Below are 14,607 nucleotides of genomic sequence, written 5' to 3'. Positions count from 1 at the left end.
GGTCAATGCCTCCACGATGACGATCAAGGTGGCCAATGTCATCAAGCCGGCGATCGACGGCGTCACGCTGTCGGTCCATGCGGTCGCGCTCGTCATGGTCGTCGCGTGGTCGGTCTCTCTCGCCACCACGGTGGCCATGGCCGTCAAGCCGCCGATCCATCTCGTCACGGTCGTCAAGTTCGTCCATGTGATCTCACTCTTCTAGTGAGCAGCCGCAGAATTACGGCAATCTAGGACGACATCCCATTAATCACCCATTTCGGTGAGGAGCCGTGAGGGGCTGGGGAGATTGCCCCGGTGTGCACCCTTGGCGGCGCTACGGTCACGGGCATGCCTGCCGACACCGTCTCCGTCACGGGTTGGGGCCGCACCGCCCCGACCGCCGCCCGTCTGGTACGCCCGCGCAGCTACGAGGAGGCGGCGACCGCCGTCCGGGAGTGCGGGACCAGGGGAGGGATCGCCCGGGGGCTCGGGCGGGCGTACGGCGACGCGGCGCAGAACGCGGGCGGGGCCGTGCTCGACATGACGGGCCTCGACCGGATCCACGCCATCGACGTGGGCGGCGGCACGGTCCTGTGCGACGCCGGGGTGTCCCTGCACCGGCTGATGGAGGTACTGCTCCCCCTCGGATGGTTCGTGCCGGTCACCCCCGGGACCCGCTACGTGACCGTGGGCGGGGCGATCGGCGCGGACATCCACGGCAAGAACCACCACGGGTCCGGCTCGTTCGCCCGGCACGTGCTCTCCTTCGAGCTGCTCACCGCGGACGGGGAGGTCCGGACGGTCGGACAGGGCGAGCCCCTCTTCGACGCCACGGCGGGCGGCATGGGCCTGACCGGCGTGATCCTCACGGCGACCGTCCGCCTCCAGCCGGTGGAGACCGCGCTGATGTCCGTCGACACGGAGCGCGCGGTGGACCTGGACGACCTCATGGCCCGGCTGACCGCCACCGACCACCTCTACCGCTACTCGGTCGCCTGGATCGACCTCCTCGCGCGCGGGGCGACGATGGGCCGCTCGGTCCTGACCCGCGGCGACCACGCACCGCTGAACGCGCTGCCCCCGCGGGCGCGCCGGCACCCGCTGGCGTTCCGCCCCTCACGGCTGCCGGCCCCGCCCGCCTTCGTACCGGAGGGGCTCCTCGGCCGGACGACGGTGGGCCTCTTCAACGAGCTCTGGTACCGCAAGGCGCCCCGCGCGCGTACCGGCGAACTCCAGCGCATCCCGACCTTCTTCCACCCTCTCGACGGGGTGCCGCACTGGAACCGCGTCTACGGGCGCGGCGGGTTCGTGCAGTACCAGTTCGTCGTCGGGCACGGGCGGGAGGAGGCCCTGCGGCGCATCGTGGGGCGGATCTCCGAGCACCGGTGCCCGTCCTTCCTCGCCGTCCTGAAGCGCTTCGGGGAGGGCGATCCGGGCTGGCTGTCCTTCCCGATGCCCGGCTGGACCCTCGCCCTCGACATCCCGGCGAACCTGCCGGGCCTCGGCGCCTTCCTCGACGAACTCGACGAGGAGGTGGCGGGCGTCGACGGGCGCGTCTACCTCGCCAAGGACGCGCGGCTGCGGCCCGAGCTGCTGGCCGCGATGTACCCCCGGCTGGACGCGTTCCGCTCGCTGCGGCGCGAGCTGGACCCGCGGGGCGTCTTCACCTCGGACCTGTCCCGCCGCCTGGGCCTGTAGGGCGCGTTCCCGGCCGCCCCGCCCCCTCGTCGTTTCGTTCCCCGTCTCAAGGAGCTGTCATGAAGGACGCATTCGGTATCCCCCAGTCCCTGCTGATCCTCGGTGGCACGTCCGAGATCGCGCTCGCCACCGCGCGCCGGATGATCGTCCGGCGCACCCGCACCGTGTGGCTGGCCGGACGGCCGACGCCCGCTCTGGAGAAGGCGGCCGAGCAGTTGCGCGCACTCGGCGCGGACGCCCGTACGGTCGCCTTCGACGCCATGGATCCGGAGTCCCACGAGGAGGCGCTCGGCAAGGTCTTCGCCGAGGGCGACATCGACATGGTCCTGATGGCGGTCGGGGTGCTCGGTGACCAGGCGCTGGACGAGCGGGAGCCGGTCGCCGCGGCGCGGGTCGCGATGACCAACTACACGGGGGCCGTCTCCTCGGGCCTGGTGTGCGCGCGGGCCCTTCAGACGCAGGGGCACGGTTCCCTGGTGGTGCTGTCCTCGGTCGCGGGCGAGCGTGCCCGCCGCTCGAACTTCATCTATGGCTCCAGCAAGGCCGGTCTGGACGCCTTCGCGCAAGGGCTCGGCGACGCCCTGCACGGCACGGGCGTGCACGTGATGGTCGTCCGCCCGGGGTTCGTCCGCACCCGGATGACGGCCGGGCTGCCGGAGGCGCCGCTGGCGACCACTCCGGAGGCGGTGGCCGCCGCGATCGAACTGGGACTGCGGCGCCGGTCCGAGACGGTGTGGGTGCCGGGGGCGCTGCGGGTCGTGATGTCCGCGCTGCGGCACGCGCCGCGCGGGCTGTTCCGCCGGCTGCCGCTCTGAGCAACTCCCGGCGCGCCACGCCCCCGGAACCCTGAACCGGGGGGCACGCGCGCGTGCGGAAGGACGCTAGAGCGCCGGCAGGGTCGTGTTGGTGCCGCGCTCCGAGGGGCAGGCCTGCGGGGGCACCACGGCGCCGCCGAAGACGTACTCGCGGAGCTTGCGCCACACCGCGTCGGGGCCCTGCTCGTAGAGCGCGAACCCGGTGCAGGGCCACTGGGCCTCGTAACCGGCGAGGGCCTCGAAGGCGCGGTCCATCGCCTCGTCGTCGATGCCGTGGGCCACGGTGACGTGCGGGTGGTACGGGAACTGGAGCTCGCGGGCGCAGGGGCCGGAGGCGTCCCGGACCTGCTTCTGGAGCCAGGTGCAGGCCTCCGTGCCCTCGGCCACCCGGACGTAGACGACCGGCGACAGGGGGCGGAAGGTGCCCGTGCCGGACAGTCGCATGGGGAACGGGCGCCCGGCCGCCGCGACGTCGAGGAGGTGCGCCTCGATCGCGGGCAGCGCCGACTCCTCGACCTCGGTCGGCGGCAGCAGCGTGACGTGCGTGGGGATGCCGCAAGCCGCGGGGTCGCCGAAGCCCGCGCGCCGCTCCTGGAGCAGGCTGCCGTGAGGCTCCGGGACCGCGATCGACACGCCGATCGTTACGGTCCCCACGTCGTCTCCTGTCGTCGTTCCATGGTCCGGTCGGTGGTGGTGCGGGGCGGACAGGGACGGTTGTACGGCCTGTCCGGCTATCGACTGTACGGCGGCGAGGCCCTCAATCGGCGGCCGTACGAGTGTCGCGCTCGTCTCGTACTGACTGCCGAAGGCGCTGTGGTAGGGGCCGTCGTACGGGCGGGGGCCTCCGCCGCTGCGGCGGCCCCGTCCGTCAGTGCTTGGCGGGCAGGAAGCCGACCTTGTCGTACGCCTGGGAGAGCGTCTCCGCGGCGACGGCACGCGCCTTCTCCGCGCCCTTGGCGAGGATCGAGTCGAGGGTCTCCGGGTCGTCCAGATACTGCTGGGTGCGCTCACGGAACGGCGTCACGAAGTCGACCATGACCTCGGCCAGGTCCGTTTTCAGCGCACCGTAGCCCTTGCCCGTGTACTTCTGCTCCAGTTCGGCGATACCGGTCCCGGTGAGGGTCGAGTAGATGGTCAGCAGGTTGCTGATACCCGGTTTCTCCGCCGTGTCATACCTGACGACCGTGTCCGTGTCGGTGACCGCGCTCTTGACCTTCTTGGCGGTCGCCTTCGGGTCGTCGAGCAGGTTGATGAGGCCCTTGGGCGTCGACGCCGACTTGCTCATCTTGATCGCCGGGTCCTGGAGATCGAAGATCTTCGCCGTCTCCTTGAGGATGTACGGCTTCGGGACCGTGAACGTCTCGCCGAAGCGGCCGTTGAAGCGCTCGGCGAGGTCGCGGGTCAGCTCGATGTGCTGACGCTGGTCCTCACCGACCGGCACCTCGTTGGCCTGGTACAGCAGGATGTCCGCGACCTGGAGGATCGGGTACGTGAACAGGCCGACGCTCGCCCGGTCGGCGCCCTGCTTGGCGGACTTGTCCTTGAACTGCGTCATGCGGGAGGCCTCACCGAAGCCGGTCAGGCAGTTCATGATCCACGCGAGCTGCGCGTGCTCCGGCACGTGGCTCTGCACGAAGAGCGTGCAGCGCTCCGGGTCGAGGCCCGCGGCGAGGAGCTGGGCCGCGGCGAGCCGGGTGTTGGCCCGCAGGTCCGCGGGGTCCTGCGGAATCGTGATCGCGTGCAGGTCGACGACCATGTAGAACGCGTCGTGGGACTCCTGCAGGGCCACCCACTGGCGGACCGCGCCGAGGTAGTTGCCGAGGTGGAACGAGCCTGCCGTGGGCTGGATTCCGGAGAGCACGCGAGGACTGTCAGAGGCCATGCTCACCATTCTCTCAGGTACCGGGCCCCGCTCCGGAACTGGCTGGAAACAGCGGGGACACGAGAGGGAACCGATGGGCCCCGAGCGGTGTACCAAGAGTGTGAGGACGCGGGAGGGGGGCCGCATCGTCGTCGACGAGGCCGAGGTCATCGCCCGCGTACGCACCGGAGAGCCGGAGGCGTACGCGGAGCTGGTCCGTGCCCACACGGCTATCGCGATCAGGGCGGCCAGGGCACTCGGCGCGGGTGCGGACGCGGAGGACGTGGTGCAGCAGGCCTTCATCAAGGCGTACTGCTCGCTGGAGCGCTTTCGGGACGGCTCGGCGTTCAAGCCGTGGCTGCTGTCGATCGTCGCCAACGAAGCGAGGAACACCGTGCGCACGGCGGTGCGTCAGCGCACCCTGGCCGGCCGGGAGGCCGCGCTGACCGAGGCGGAACCGCTGATACCGGAAGCGACGGACCCCGCGCTCGCGGCCCTGGGGGCGGAGCGCCGGGCGGCGCTGCTGGCGGGCCTGGAGCAGCTGAGCGAGGAGCACCGCCTCGTCGTCACCTACCGCTATCTGCTGGAGATGGACGAGCCGGAGACGGCCCAGGCACTGGGCTGGCCCCGCGGCACGGTGAAGTCCCGGCTCAACCGTGCCCTGCGCAAGCTGGGCCGGCTCCTGCCCGCCCTCGAACCCCGCGAGCGCCGACAGGGGGGTGCCGATCATGCGTGAGCCGTACGAGGACGAGGGCGCCGGCGGCGCGGGTTCGGGCCTCGGCCGCGGGAGGCGTGAGCACGCCGACGCCGCCCGGCTGCGGGACGAGCTGCTGGCGCTCGGCAGAGCACTGGACGGACCGGGCACGGACGGCGCCGATCCGGGCGAGTCGATGGCCGAGCGCGTGCTGTCGGAGCTGCTCGCGATGGAGGCGTCCCCCGCCCCCGCGCCGCTGAGCGAGGAGACCCCGGCCGCGGTGGCGGGCCCGCCGGGGTCCGGCGCGCCGCTGCCGTCGGTGCGTCGCCGGCTGCGTGAGCGCCGGCGCGTCCTGATGGCGGCCCTGTGCGGTGCCGTGACGGTGCTCGTGCTCACCCCTCCGGTGCGCGCGGCGGTCGTCGACTGGTTCGACTTCGGCGGCGTCGAGGTGCGGTACGACCCGTCGGCCGCGCCCTCGGCCGGTGCCCGGGTGCCGGGCTGCCCCGGTCCCTCCCTGACGTCGGCTCAGGCCGCGCGCCGGGCGGGGTTCACCCCTCCCGTACCCGGCGCGCTCGGGGCGCCGGACACGATCACGGTGACGCCGGAGCCGCAGGGACGCCTGCTGATGAACCTGTGCTGGCGTGAGCACGGGCGCACGGTCCGGATCGACGCGTTTCCGGCGCGGCTGGACATCGGATTCACCAAGACGGTGCGGGAGCCGCCCGAGTGGCTGAGCCTCGACGACGGGGAGACGCCCGGCAGCCCCGCGCTCTGGTTCGCCCGCCCGCACCGCCTGAGTTTCCGGCTCCTCGACGCGGACGGCGACAGCTTCAGCCACGCCGAGCGGACCGCCGGCCCGACGCTGCTGTGGACGCACGACGGCGAGGTGACGCTCCGACTGGAGGGGGTGTCGTCCAGGGCGCGGGCGCTGGATATCGCGCGGTCGCTGAAGTAGCGAGCCCGCCTCCCGCGGTAGCGCTCGGAGGTCGACGGCTCCGGGTGGGAACTCCGAGGGGCCGAGCGGTGTACCAGAAGTGAGACGTCCCGTGCGGACCCCACCGTCCGGGGGCGGGCGTGCCGGGCGGAGGTGCGGTGCCGTGCGGACGAGGGGAGGGACGGATGACATGGGGGGACGGATGACGCGCAGGGGTGAGCGGAGCAGGGCGAGGATGTGGGGGCTGTTCCTCGTGTCCGTGGCGGTGGCCTTGTCGGCGTCGCTCACGGTCGGCGCAGCAGCGGCCCGGGCCGCGGACGGTGCCGGGGGCTCCGGCGGGGGTGACACCCCGGACCTCGCGCTGGTGATCGCCGGCGGCACCGGGCGGACGACGACGCTGCACTCCGGGGAGCGGGACTTCGGACGGCTGTGGCGGCTGTTGGCGCCCCGGTTCACGGGGACGGAGCGGGTGCCCGACGCGTGGGCGCGTGGGGATTATCCGGAGGTGCGGGCCACCGTCGTCTGGGGGCTGACCGGTGTCGGGGGCTGGCCGCAGACCAGTCGGGCGCCCGGCGGGGACGTCGCCGTCGAGCGGCAGGACCAGGTGTTCCTCGCGCGGGACGGCACACCGTGGGTGCGCACGGACGTCTCACCCGACGTGGCGGACGACGACATCCGCTGGCACCGGGCGCCGCGCTCGGTGTTCGGGCAGCTGGCCCAGGAGGGGAAGCTGTTCGGCCCGGACCGGACAGCGCCGGTGGCTGCAAAACCAGCGGCGCTGGAGCGGGCGGACTGGGCGCTGGCAGGACTCGCGGCGGGTCTGCTGCTGGGCGGCGGGATCCCGTGGTGCATACGCCGCGCGGCGACCCGGCGAGAGAACGCCGGATCGCCGCGGGAGCCACGACAGGAACTGATCGACCTGTAGGGGCCGGTCGTTCGACGGCTGTCAGCCGAGGTCGATCTCCGGGTAGAGCGGGAACGGCGCCAGCAAATCGGTGGCGCGGTGGGCGATCTCGTCGGAGACTTTCGCGTCGAGGACGTGCTGGGCCTTGGACGGGGCGCCCTTGGCGGTGGTGCCGGCCTCGGCGGCGGTGAGGACGCGGTCGATCAGACCGGCGATCTCGTCCATCTCGGGCGCACCGAGACCACGGGTGGTCAACGCGGGCGTGCCGATACGGATACCGGAGGTGTACCAGGCGCCGTTCGGGTCGGCGGGGATGGAGTTGCGGTTGGTGACGATGCCCGAGTCGAGCAGGGCCGATTCGGCCTGACGACCGGTGAGGCCGTAGGAGGAGGCGACGTCGATGAGGTTGAGGTGGTTGTCGGTGCCGCCGGTGACCAGCGTGGCGCCGCGGCGCATCAGCCCCTCGGCGAGGGCACGGGCGTTGTCGACGACGGCCTGCGCGTAGTCGCGGAACTCGGGGCGGCGGGCCTCCGCGAGCGCGACGGCCTTGGCGGCCATGACGTGCGGGAGCGGGCCGCCGAGCACCATCGGGCAGCCGCGGTCGACCTGCTCGGCGAGGGTCTCGTCGCACAGGACCATGCCGCCGCGTGGGCCACGCAGCGACTTGTGCGTGGTCGTGGTGACGATCTGGGCGTGCGGCACCGGGTCGAAGTCGCCGGTGAGGACCTTGCCCGCGACGAGGCCGGCGAAGTGGGCCATGTCGACCATGAGGGTGGCACCGACCTCGTCGGCGATCTCCCGCATGATGCGGAAGTTCACCAGGCGGGGGTAGGCGGAGTAACCGGCGACGATGATCAGCGGCTTGAACTCGCGGGCGGAGGCGCGCAGGGCCTCGTAGTCGATGAGGCCGGTGGTGGGGTCGGTGCCGTACGAGCGCTGGTCGAACATCTTGCCGGAGATGTTCGGGCGGAAGCCGTGGGTGAGATGGCCGCCGGCGTCGAGGGACATGCCGAGCATGCGCTGGTTGCCGAAGGCCTGGCGCAGTTCGGCCCAGTCGGCCTCGGTGAGGTCGTTGACGTTGCGGACGCCTGCCTTGGCGAGGGCGGGGGCCTCGACGCGGGCGGCGAGGACGGCCCAGAAGGCGACGAGGTTGGCGTCGATGCCGGAGTGCGGCTGGGCGTAGGCGTGCTCGGCGCCGAAGAGTTCGCGGGCGTGCTCGGCGGCGAGGGCCTCGACGGTGTCGACGTTGCGGCAGCCGGCGTAGAAGCGGCGGCCGACGGTGCCCTCGGCGTACTTGTCGCTGAACCAGTTGCCCATGGCGAGCAGGGTGGCCGGGGAGGCGTAGTTCTCGGACGCGATGAGCTTGAGCATGTCGCGCTGGTCGGCGACTTCCTGGCCGATGGCGTCGGCGACGCGGGGCTCGACGGCCCTGATCACGTCGAGGGCGCTGCGGAAGGCGGTGGACTCGGTGGAGAGGGGCTCTGGCATGACGGCCTCCGGACGTGGCGTTCAGCGTTCACGGGTCGGCCCAGGCGCACGGCACTCGGTTGCCGCGGCTTCCCGCCCGGACACCACCGGGCCCCCTCGTACGGCCGGATGCAGCGGCCGGGGGTCCGGGACGGTTCCCGGAGAAGTCACAGCGTGGGTGCCGCTCCCCGATGGTCGGTCCCATCCCAGCGCGCCAGTCACGGCCCCGCCGGTCAGCCTACCGGGCGCGCCGGATCACCGGGTTCCCCCGTCCACCATGCGAGCGACGATAGGAAGGGGGCCACAAGCCCACCCTTCGCGGGTCGGAGAACGGAGTTCCGGTGACCGCCATGGATGCCCTGGAGACGACGGAGGCGTTCATCGCCTCGGCCGACGCGCACAGCGCGCACAACTACCACCCGCTGCCCGTCGTCGTGACGACGGCGGACGGAGCGTGGATGACGGATGTCGAGGGGCGCCGCTTCCTCGATCTGCTGGCCGGCTACTCCGCGCTCAACTTCGGCCACGGCAACCGGCGGCTGATCGAGGCGGCGAAGGCGCAGCTGGACCGGGTGACGCTGACGTCGCGGGCGTTCCACCACGACCGGTTCGCGGACTTCTGCCGGGAGCTGGCGTCGCTGTGCGGCATGGAGATGGTGCTGCCGATGAACACGGGCGCGGAGGCGGTGGAGACCGCGGTGAAGACGGCCCGGAAGTGGGGGTACCGGGTCAAGGGGGTGCCCGAGGGGCGAGCGAAGATCGTCGTCGCGGGCAACAACTTCCACGGGCGTACGACGACGGTCATCAGCTTCTCGACGGACCAGGAGGCGCGGGCGGACTTCGGCCCGTACACGCCGGGATTCGAGATCGTGCCGTTCGGGGATCTGACGGCGATGCGGGCGGCGGTGTCGGAGAACACGGTGGCGGTGCTGCTCGAACCGATCCAGGGAGAGGCCGGGGTGCTGGTGCCGCCGCCCGGCTATCTGCCGGCGGTGCGGGAGCTGACGCGGGAGCGGGGTGTGCTGTTCGTCGCGGACGAGATCCAGTCGGGGCTCGGGCGCACGGGACGGACGTTCGCGTGCGAGCACGAGGGTGTGGTGCCGGACATGTACGTCCTCGGGAAGGCGCTCGGCGGCGGGGTGGTGCCGGTGTCGGCCGTGGTGTCGAGCGCGGCGGTGCTGGGGGTGTTCCGGCCCGGGGAGCACGGGTCGACGTTCGGCGGGAATCCGCTGGCGTGCGCGGTGGCGCTGGAGGTGATCGCGATGCTGCGGACGGGCGAGTACCAGCAGCGGGCCGCCGAGCTCGGCGCGCATCTGCACCGCGAGCTGGCGCTGCTCACCGATTCCGGGCACGTGACCGCGGTGCGGGGGCGGGGGCTGTGGGCGGGCGTCGACATCGCCCCGGAGTTCGGCTCGGGGCGGGAGATCTCCGAGAAGCTGATGGACCGGGGTGTGCTGGTCAAGGACACCCACGGTGTCACCGTCCGGGTCGCCCCGCCCCTGGTCATCGGCAAGGAGGACCTGGACTGGGGGCTGGGGCAACTGCGGGACGTACTGGGTGCGTAGGGAGAGTTCCAGGGGTCCCGGCCGGGTCGGGCGCTAGAGGATCACGTGGGGCAGGAAGCGGGCGTACTCGTCGGTGATCGGGCCGGAGGACTCGCGGATGCCGAGGCCCGCCGACGCGTCCTCGACGACCCAGGCGCCGAGGACGACCCGGTTGCCGTCGAAGGACGGGAGCGGCGCCAGTTCCTGGTAGCAGCAGGCCTCTTCGCGGACGACGGGGGCCTCGCCGGGCTCGTGGATGGTCACGCCGTCGCCCTCGCGGCCGAGGAGGGGCTTGGTGACGTACCCGTTCGTGCGGGCCAGTTCGCGGGGGCCGTCGAGGTAGGCGGGGAGGAGGTTCGGGTGGCCCGGGTACAGCTCCCAGAGGATCGCGAGGAGCGCCTTGTTGGAGAGGAGCATCTTCCAGGCGGGCTCGATCCAGAGCGTGCTGCCGGTGCCGCCGCCGTTGTCGAGGGTGTCCAGGACGTGGTCGGCGAACCGGTCGGCGGTGAGCCATTCCCAGGGGTAGAGCTTGAAGCAGCTGCGGATGAAGCGGAGCCGGTTGTCGACGAAGCGGCCGGAGAGGGGGTCCCAGCCGATCTCCTCCATGGAGATCCAGTCGGTGTCGAGGCCTGCCTGTTCGGCGGTCTCCTTCAGGTAGGCGACCGTCATCAGGTCCTCGCCGAGTTCGTCGGCGGCGGAGTGCGCGAAGTGGAGCGGGCTGCCCGGCGGCAGGAGGGCTCCCTGCTTCTTCCAGGCGGCGACGAGGCGTTCGTGCAGCGAGTTCCACTGGTCGGCGCCGGGGAAGCGGTCCTCCATCCAGAACCACTGGGGGCTCGCGGCCTCCACGAGTGAGGTGGGGGTGTCGGCGTTGTACTCCAGGAGCTTCGCCGGACCGGTGCCGTCGTACCGGAGGTCGAACCGGCCGTAGACGGAGGGGAGTTCGGCACGCCGGTGCCAGGCCTCGGCGACGGCCGCCGCGACCCGCCGGTCGTCGATGCCGAGGTCGGCGAAGCGGTCGTGCTCGACGATGTGGGCGGCGGCCGCGAGGCACATGCCGTGCAGTTCCTCGACGACCTCCTCCAGCGCCTCGACCTCGGGCAGCGAGAAGACGTAGTGGGCGCTCTCGTCCCAGTAGGGGCGCAGCGAGTCGTCGGGGTGACGGGTGAGCGGGTAGACGAGCCCCTGTTCCTCGACGGTCTGCTGCCAGCCGGGGCGGGGGGTGATGGTGCGGCGTTCCATGGGTGCGGGGTCTCTGCTCGGCGGGAGGGGACGCGGGCGGTTGTCCCGGGTCAGCCGCCCGAGCCGCCCTTGCCGCCGCCGAAGCCGCCGCGGTCGACACCGCCGCCGTGGCTGCCGCCGCTCGAACTCCCCGATCCCTTGGCGGGCTTGGTGAAGGAGCCGCCGTCCATCCGGCCGCTCTTGTTCGTGCCGCCGTAGTACCAGGTGCCGTGGGCCGAGGACTTGGTGGAGGTGCAGTTCTTGTCGGAGACGACCTCGTAGCCCTTGCCGAGCCGGTAGCTGTCGCGGTCGACGCACCGCTTGTCGGGGGCGTCCGAGGAGCAGGCGGTGAGGGCCGCCGCGAGGAGTCCCATGCCGCCGAGGACGACCGTGCCCGATCGCAGCCGGCGCTGTACGTCTGCCATTCCGTTCCCCCGTTTGTTCTGTCCAGATCATGTTTTGGCCGGAGTCCAGATTAGGCATCGGGTGCGCCGCGCCCGCGTCGGCCCCCCGCGCCGCACTGTCCCCTACAGTCGCTTCGTGCTCTTTGGAATGTTGTGCGCCCTTGGTGCCTCGGTGTGTTTCGGTACGGCGACGGTTCTCCAGGCGATGGCCGCCCGCGCCGCCGGTGAGGGCGGGACCGACAGCGGGCCCGCGGGGGCGGCGACGCTGCTGCTGCGGGCGTTGCGGCAGTGGCGCTATCTCGCCGGACTCGCTCTGGACGGTGTCGGGTTCGTGCTGCAGATCGCCGCTCTGCGGTCCCTTCCGATCTACGCGGTCGGGGCGGCCCTCGCCGCGAGCCTCGCCGTGACCGCGGTGGTGGCCTCGTGGCTGATCCATGTGCGGCTGAAGCGTGTCGAGTGGGGCGCGGTGGCGGTGGTGTGCGCGGGGCTTGCGATGCTGGGCCTGGCGTCCGGGACGGAGGGCGACCGGACGGGTTCCCTCGGGCTGAAGTACGCGATGCTGGGGATCTCCGTGGTCGTCCTGCTGCTGGGGCTCGTCGGCGGGCGGCTGCCCGACCGGGGGCGGGCGCTCACGCTGGGTCTGGGGGCGGGGTTCGGGTTCGGTGTCGTCGAGGTGGCGGTGCGGCTGATCGAGGACCTCGACCCGGGGAGCCTGCTGAGCAACCCGGCGACGTACGCGCTGCTCGTCGGTGGCGGAGCGGCCTTCCTGCTGCTGACCACGGCCCTGCAGCGGGGTTCGGTGACGACGGCCACCGCCGGGCTCGTCATCGGGGAGACGATCGGGCCCGCGCTGGTGGGGGTGATCTGGCTGGGCGACCGTACGCGCGAGGGGCTGACCTGGCTGGCGGTCCTCGGGTTCGCGGTGGCCGTGGCGGGCGCGCTGGCGCTGGCCCGGTTCGGTGAGGCGCCGAGCACGGAGACGGAGTCCGGGTCCGCCGGGTCGCCGCAGGGGTGAGCGCGGGCGCGTCCGAGCGGCGCCGGTCTCATGGCAGGGCCCGGCACAACGCGTCCAGCGCGCCGGACCACGCGTGGTCCGGCGGGGTGCCGTAGCCGACGACCAGGGCGTCCAGTGGAGGGACGGAGGCGTCGGGGTGCCGGTGGCGGGCGAGGCCGTGCACGGCGAGTCCCTGCCAGGCGGTGGCCTGGACGACCGACCGCTCGGTGCCCGGCGGGAGTTGGAGCACGGCGTGCAGGCCGGCCGCGATGCCGGTGGCGCGGACGGCGGGCGCGCGGGTGGCGAGCGCGGCGACGAGGGCGTCGCGGCGGCGCCGGTACCGCAGCCGGGCGGCGCGCACATGGCGGTCGTGGGCGCCGGAGGTGATGAACTCCGCCAGGGTCAGCTGGTCGAGCACACCGGTGGACCAACCGCCCTCCGCCTTCAGGGAGACGACCTCGTCGACGAGCGACGGCGGCAGGACCAGCCAGCCGAGGCGGAGCCCGGGCGCCAGCGACTTGCTCGCGGTGCCCATGTGGATCACGTGGTCGGGGTCCAGACCCTGCAGCGCGCCGACGGGCTGTCGGTCGTAGCGGAACTCGCCGTCGTAGTCGTCCTCCAGGACCAGTCCCCCGGTGCGACGGGCCCAGTCGACGACGGCGGCCCGGCGGTCCGGGTGCAGGGGCACGCCCATCGGGAACTGGTGGGCGGGGGTGAGGAGGACAGCTCGCGCGCCCGCCATGTCCCGTGTGTCCGTGCCGAGTTCGTCGAAGGGGAGCGGGGTCGTACGCAGACCCGAGCGGTGCAGGAGGTTCCAGTGCGCGTCGAGGCCGTACGACTCGACCGCGACCGACCGCAGTCCGCGCCGCCGCAGGACGGTTCCGAGCAGGGTCAGCGCGTCGGCGAAGCCCGAGCAGACGACGATCCGGTCCGGGTCGGCACGGACGCCCCTGGCGCGGGAGAGGTAGCCCGCGAGGGCGGCGCGCAGTTCGGGTCGGCCGCGCTGGTCGCCGTAGCCGAATGCCTCGTGGGGCGCGTCGGTCAGGGCGCGGCGGGCGGCCTTGAGCCAGGCGGTGCGCGGGAAGGAGGCGAGGTCGGGGCTGCCGGGGACGAGGTCGTAGACGGGGCGGCCCTGCTCGCGGCGGCGCTGCGCGGGCTCGGGCGCCTGCGGTGTGACGGTCCGCTCGGCCACCCGGGTGCCGGATCCCTGGCGGGCGGTGAGCCAGCCCTCGGCGACGAGGTCGGCGTAGGCGTCGGCGACCGTGTTGCGGGCGACGCCGAGGTCGGTGGCGAGCGAGCGGGAGGACGGGAGGCGGGTTCCGGGGGCGAGTCTGCCGCCCCGGACGGCCTCGCGCAGCGCGTCCGTCAGCCCCTTGCGGACACCGGATCCGGTCGGTTCCACATGGAGGTCGACTCCCAGAGTGGCCCATGTTTTTGCCATGGGAATGGACCATACCCCTGGGCTACTCCCCTCGTAGTGTCGGTGCCACGACGACGCGGGACACGACCGCGGACCACCGGGAGGAACGCCATGACCAGCGGGACGACGACGGAGACCACCACCACGCCCGGCGAGGGTGCGGCGTACGCGCCCGAGCACACGCCGCGGCTGAACTGGGCCCAGCTCGCGCCCGACGTCTACAAGGCGATGGTCAGGCTCGACGCGGCGGCCCGGCGCGGGGTGGACCCCGTGCTCCTGGAACTGGTGAAGATCCGCGCCTCGCAGCTGAACCACTGCGCGTTCTGCCTCGACATGCACACCAAGGACGCGCTCGCGGCCGGTGAGAGCGTGGAGCGGATCGTGCAGCTCGGCGCGTGGGAGGAGTCGCGGCACTTCTACACGGAGCGGGAGCTGGCGGCCGTCGAGCTGACCGAGGCCGTCACGGTGCTGACGGACGGCTTCGTGCCGGACGAGGTCTACGAGCGGGCGGCCAAGCACTTCGACGAGGCCGAGCTGGCCCAGCTGATCGCCTGCATCACGGTCATCAACTCCTGGAACCGCTTCGGCGTGACCTGCCGCATGGTGCCCGGTCACTACCAGGCCGGTCAGCACAAGTGACCGCCGCCGGAGCCCGGACCACCGCGCTTCCGG

Annotated in this window: 15 protein-coding genes; 9 read left to right on the top strand and 6 right to left on the bottom strand. The window is 72.6% G+C overall.

Features of this window, described 5'->3' with window-relative positions; all coding sequences use genetic code 11:
* Positions 1–16: 16 nt before the first annotated feature.
* The 3 genes from ACIRQH_RS27560 to ACIRQH_RS27550 all read left to right on the top strand — a co-directional run bounded on the left by ACIRQH_RS27560 (position 17) and on the right by ACIRQH_RS27550 (position 2,495).
* Positions 17–205: a hypothetical protein gene (locus ACIRQH_RS27560; protein WP_388869304.1), complete on the top strand. Its 189-nt coding sequence runs from the start codon at positions 17–19 to the stop codon at positions 203–205.
* Positions 206–330: 125 nt separating this feature from the next.
* Positions 331–1,680, top strand: a complete 1,350-nt coding sequence (locus ACIRQH_RS27555) for an FAD-binding oxidoreductase (protein WP_358821875.1) — start codon at positions 331–333, stop codon at positions 1,678–1,680.
* A 59-nt stretch (positions 1,681–1,739) separates the two neighbouring features.
* The gene (locus tag ACIRQH_RS27550) at positions 1,740–2,495 is read left to right on the top strand and encodes a decaprenylphospho-beta-D-erythro-pentofuranosid-2-ulose 2-reductase (protein WP_404227292.1); all 756 of its coding nucleotides are present in this window, start codon (positions 1,740–1,742) and stop codon (positions 2,493–2,495) included.
* Positions 2,496–2,561: 66 nt separating this feature from the next.
* Here the strand turns inward: ACIRQH_RS27550 and ACIRQH_RS27545 are convergent, their stop codons facing one another.
* On the bottom strand, positions 2,562–3,149 hold the full coding sequence (locus tag ACIRQH_RS27545; protein WP_358821873.1) for a 2'-5' RNA ligase family protein: 588 nt from the start codon (positions 3,147–3,149) through the stop codon (positions 2,562–2,564).
* A 214-nt stretch (positions 3,150–3,363) separates the two neighbouring features.
* On the bottom strand, positions 3,364–4,377 hold the full coding sequence (gene trpS, locus ACIRQH_RS27540; RefSeq protein WP_358821872.1) for a tryptophan--tRNA ligase: 1,014 nt from the start codon (positions 4,375–4,377) through the stop codon (positions 3,364–3,366).
* A 100-nt stretch (positions 4,378–4,477) separates the two neighbouring features.
* Between trpS and ACIRQH_RS27535 the strand changes: the two genes are divergently transcribed.
* From ACIRQH_RS27535 to ACIRQH_RS27525, 3 genes are all read left to right on the top strand, one after another.
* Positions 4,478–5,092, top strand: a complete 615-nt coding sequence (locus ACIRQH_RS27535; protein WP_388869299.1) for an RNA polymerase sigma factor — start codon at positions 4,478–4,480, stop codon at positions 5,090–5,092.
* Positions 5,085–6,005, top strand: coding sequence for a hypothetical protein (locus ACIRQH_RS27530; protein ID WP_404227288.1), 921 nt, complete (start codon positions 5,085–5,087; stop codon positions 6,003–6,005). Before ACIRQH_RS27535 ends, ACIRQH_RS27530 begins: the two co-directional genes overlap by 8 nt.
* Positions 6,006–6,186: 181 nt before the next feature.
* The gene (locus ACIRQH_RS27525) at positions 6,187–6,909 is read left to right on the top strand and encodes a hypothetical protein (protein WP_388929586.1); all 723 of its coding nucleotides are present in this window, start codon (positions 6,187–6,189) and stop codon (positions 6,907–6,909) included.
* A gap of 21 nt (positions 6,910–6,930) precedes the next feature.
* On the opposite strand, the gene ACIRQH_RS27520 is transcribed toward ACIRQH_RS27525, so the two are convergent.
* Positions 6,931–8,376 (bottom strand): glycine hydroxymethyltransferase, encoded by a 1,446-nt coding sequence (locus ACIRQH_RS27520; RefSeq protein WP_404227285.1) that lies wholly within the window; start codon positions 8,374–8,376, stop codon positions 6,931–6,933.
* 329 nt (positions 8,377–8,705) lie between these two features.
* Here ACIRQH_RS27520 and rocD point away from each other — a divergent pair, with 329 nt between their 5' ends.
* Entirely contained in the window at positions 8,706–9,920 is a 1,215-nt protein-coding gene (gene rocD, locus ACIRQH_RS27515) for an ornithine--oxo-acid transaminase (protein ID WP_388869652.1), read from the top strand.
* 33 nt (positions 9,921–9,953) lie between these two features.
* Here the strand turns inward: rocD and ACIRQH_RS27510 are convergent, their stop codons facing one another.
* Both ACIRQH_RS27510 and ACIRQH_RS27505 read right to left on the bottom strand, forming a co-directional pair.
* Positions 9,954–11,138: a glutathionylspermidine synthase family protein gene (locus ACIRQH_RS27510; protein ID WP_388869287.1), complete on the bottom strand. Its 1,185-nt coding sequence runs from the start codon at positions 11,136–11,138 to the stop codon at positions 9,954–9,956.
* 50 nt (positions 11,139–11,188) lie between these two features.
* The gene (locus tag ACIRQH_RS27505) at positions 11,189–11,542 is read right to left on the bottom strand and encodes a hypothetical protein (RefSeq protein WP_358821866.1); all 354 of its coding nucleotides are present in this window, start codon (positions 11,540–11,542) and stop codon (positions 11,189–11,191) included.
* A 127-nt stretch (positions 11,543–11,669) separates the two neighbouring features.
* On the opposite strand from ACIRQH_RS27505, the gene ACIRQH_RS27500 reads away from it, so the two are divergent.
* Positions 11,670–12,536, top strand: a complete 867-nt coding sequence (locus ACIRQH_RS27500) for a hypothetical protein (protein WP_358821883.1) — start codon at positions 11,670–11,672, stop codon at positions 12,534–12,536.
* A 28-nt stretch (positions 12,537–12,564) separates the two neighbouring features.
* Here ACIRQH_RS27500 and ACIRQH_RS27495 read toward each other — a convergent pair whose 3' ends face one another.
* Positions 12,565–13,956: a PLP-dependent aminotransferase family protein gene (locus tag ACIRQH_RS27495; RefSeq protein WP_388869283.1), complete on the bottom strand. Its 1,392-nt coding sequence runs from the start codon at positions 13,954–13,956 to the stop codon at positions 12,565–12,567.
* Between the two features lie 90 nt (positions 13,957–14,046).
* Between ACIRQH_RS27495 and ACIRQH_RS27490 the strand changes: the two genes are divergently transcribed.
* On the top strand, positions 14,047–14,574 hold the full coding sequence (locus ACIRQH_RS27490; protein ID WP_358821864.1) for a carboxymuconolactone decarboxylase family protein: 528 nt from the start codon (positions 14,047–14,049) through the stop codon (positions 14,572–14,574).
* Positions 14,575–14,607 lie beyond the last annotated feature (33 nt).

Origin of the sequence: Streptomyces sp. NPDC102279 (assembly GCF_044766365.1) — a bacterium.
Lineage (GTDB): Bacteria > Actinomycetota > Actinomycetes > Streptomycetales > Streptomycetaceae > Streptomyces.
Note: the sequence above shows the minus strand (reverse complement) of the source record. Positions and strands in the feature narration are given on the sequence as shown.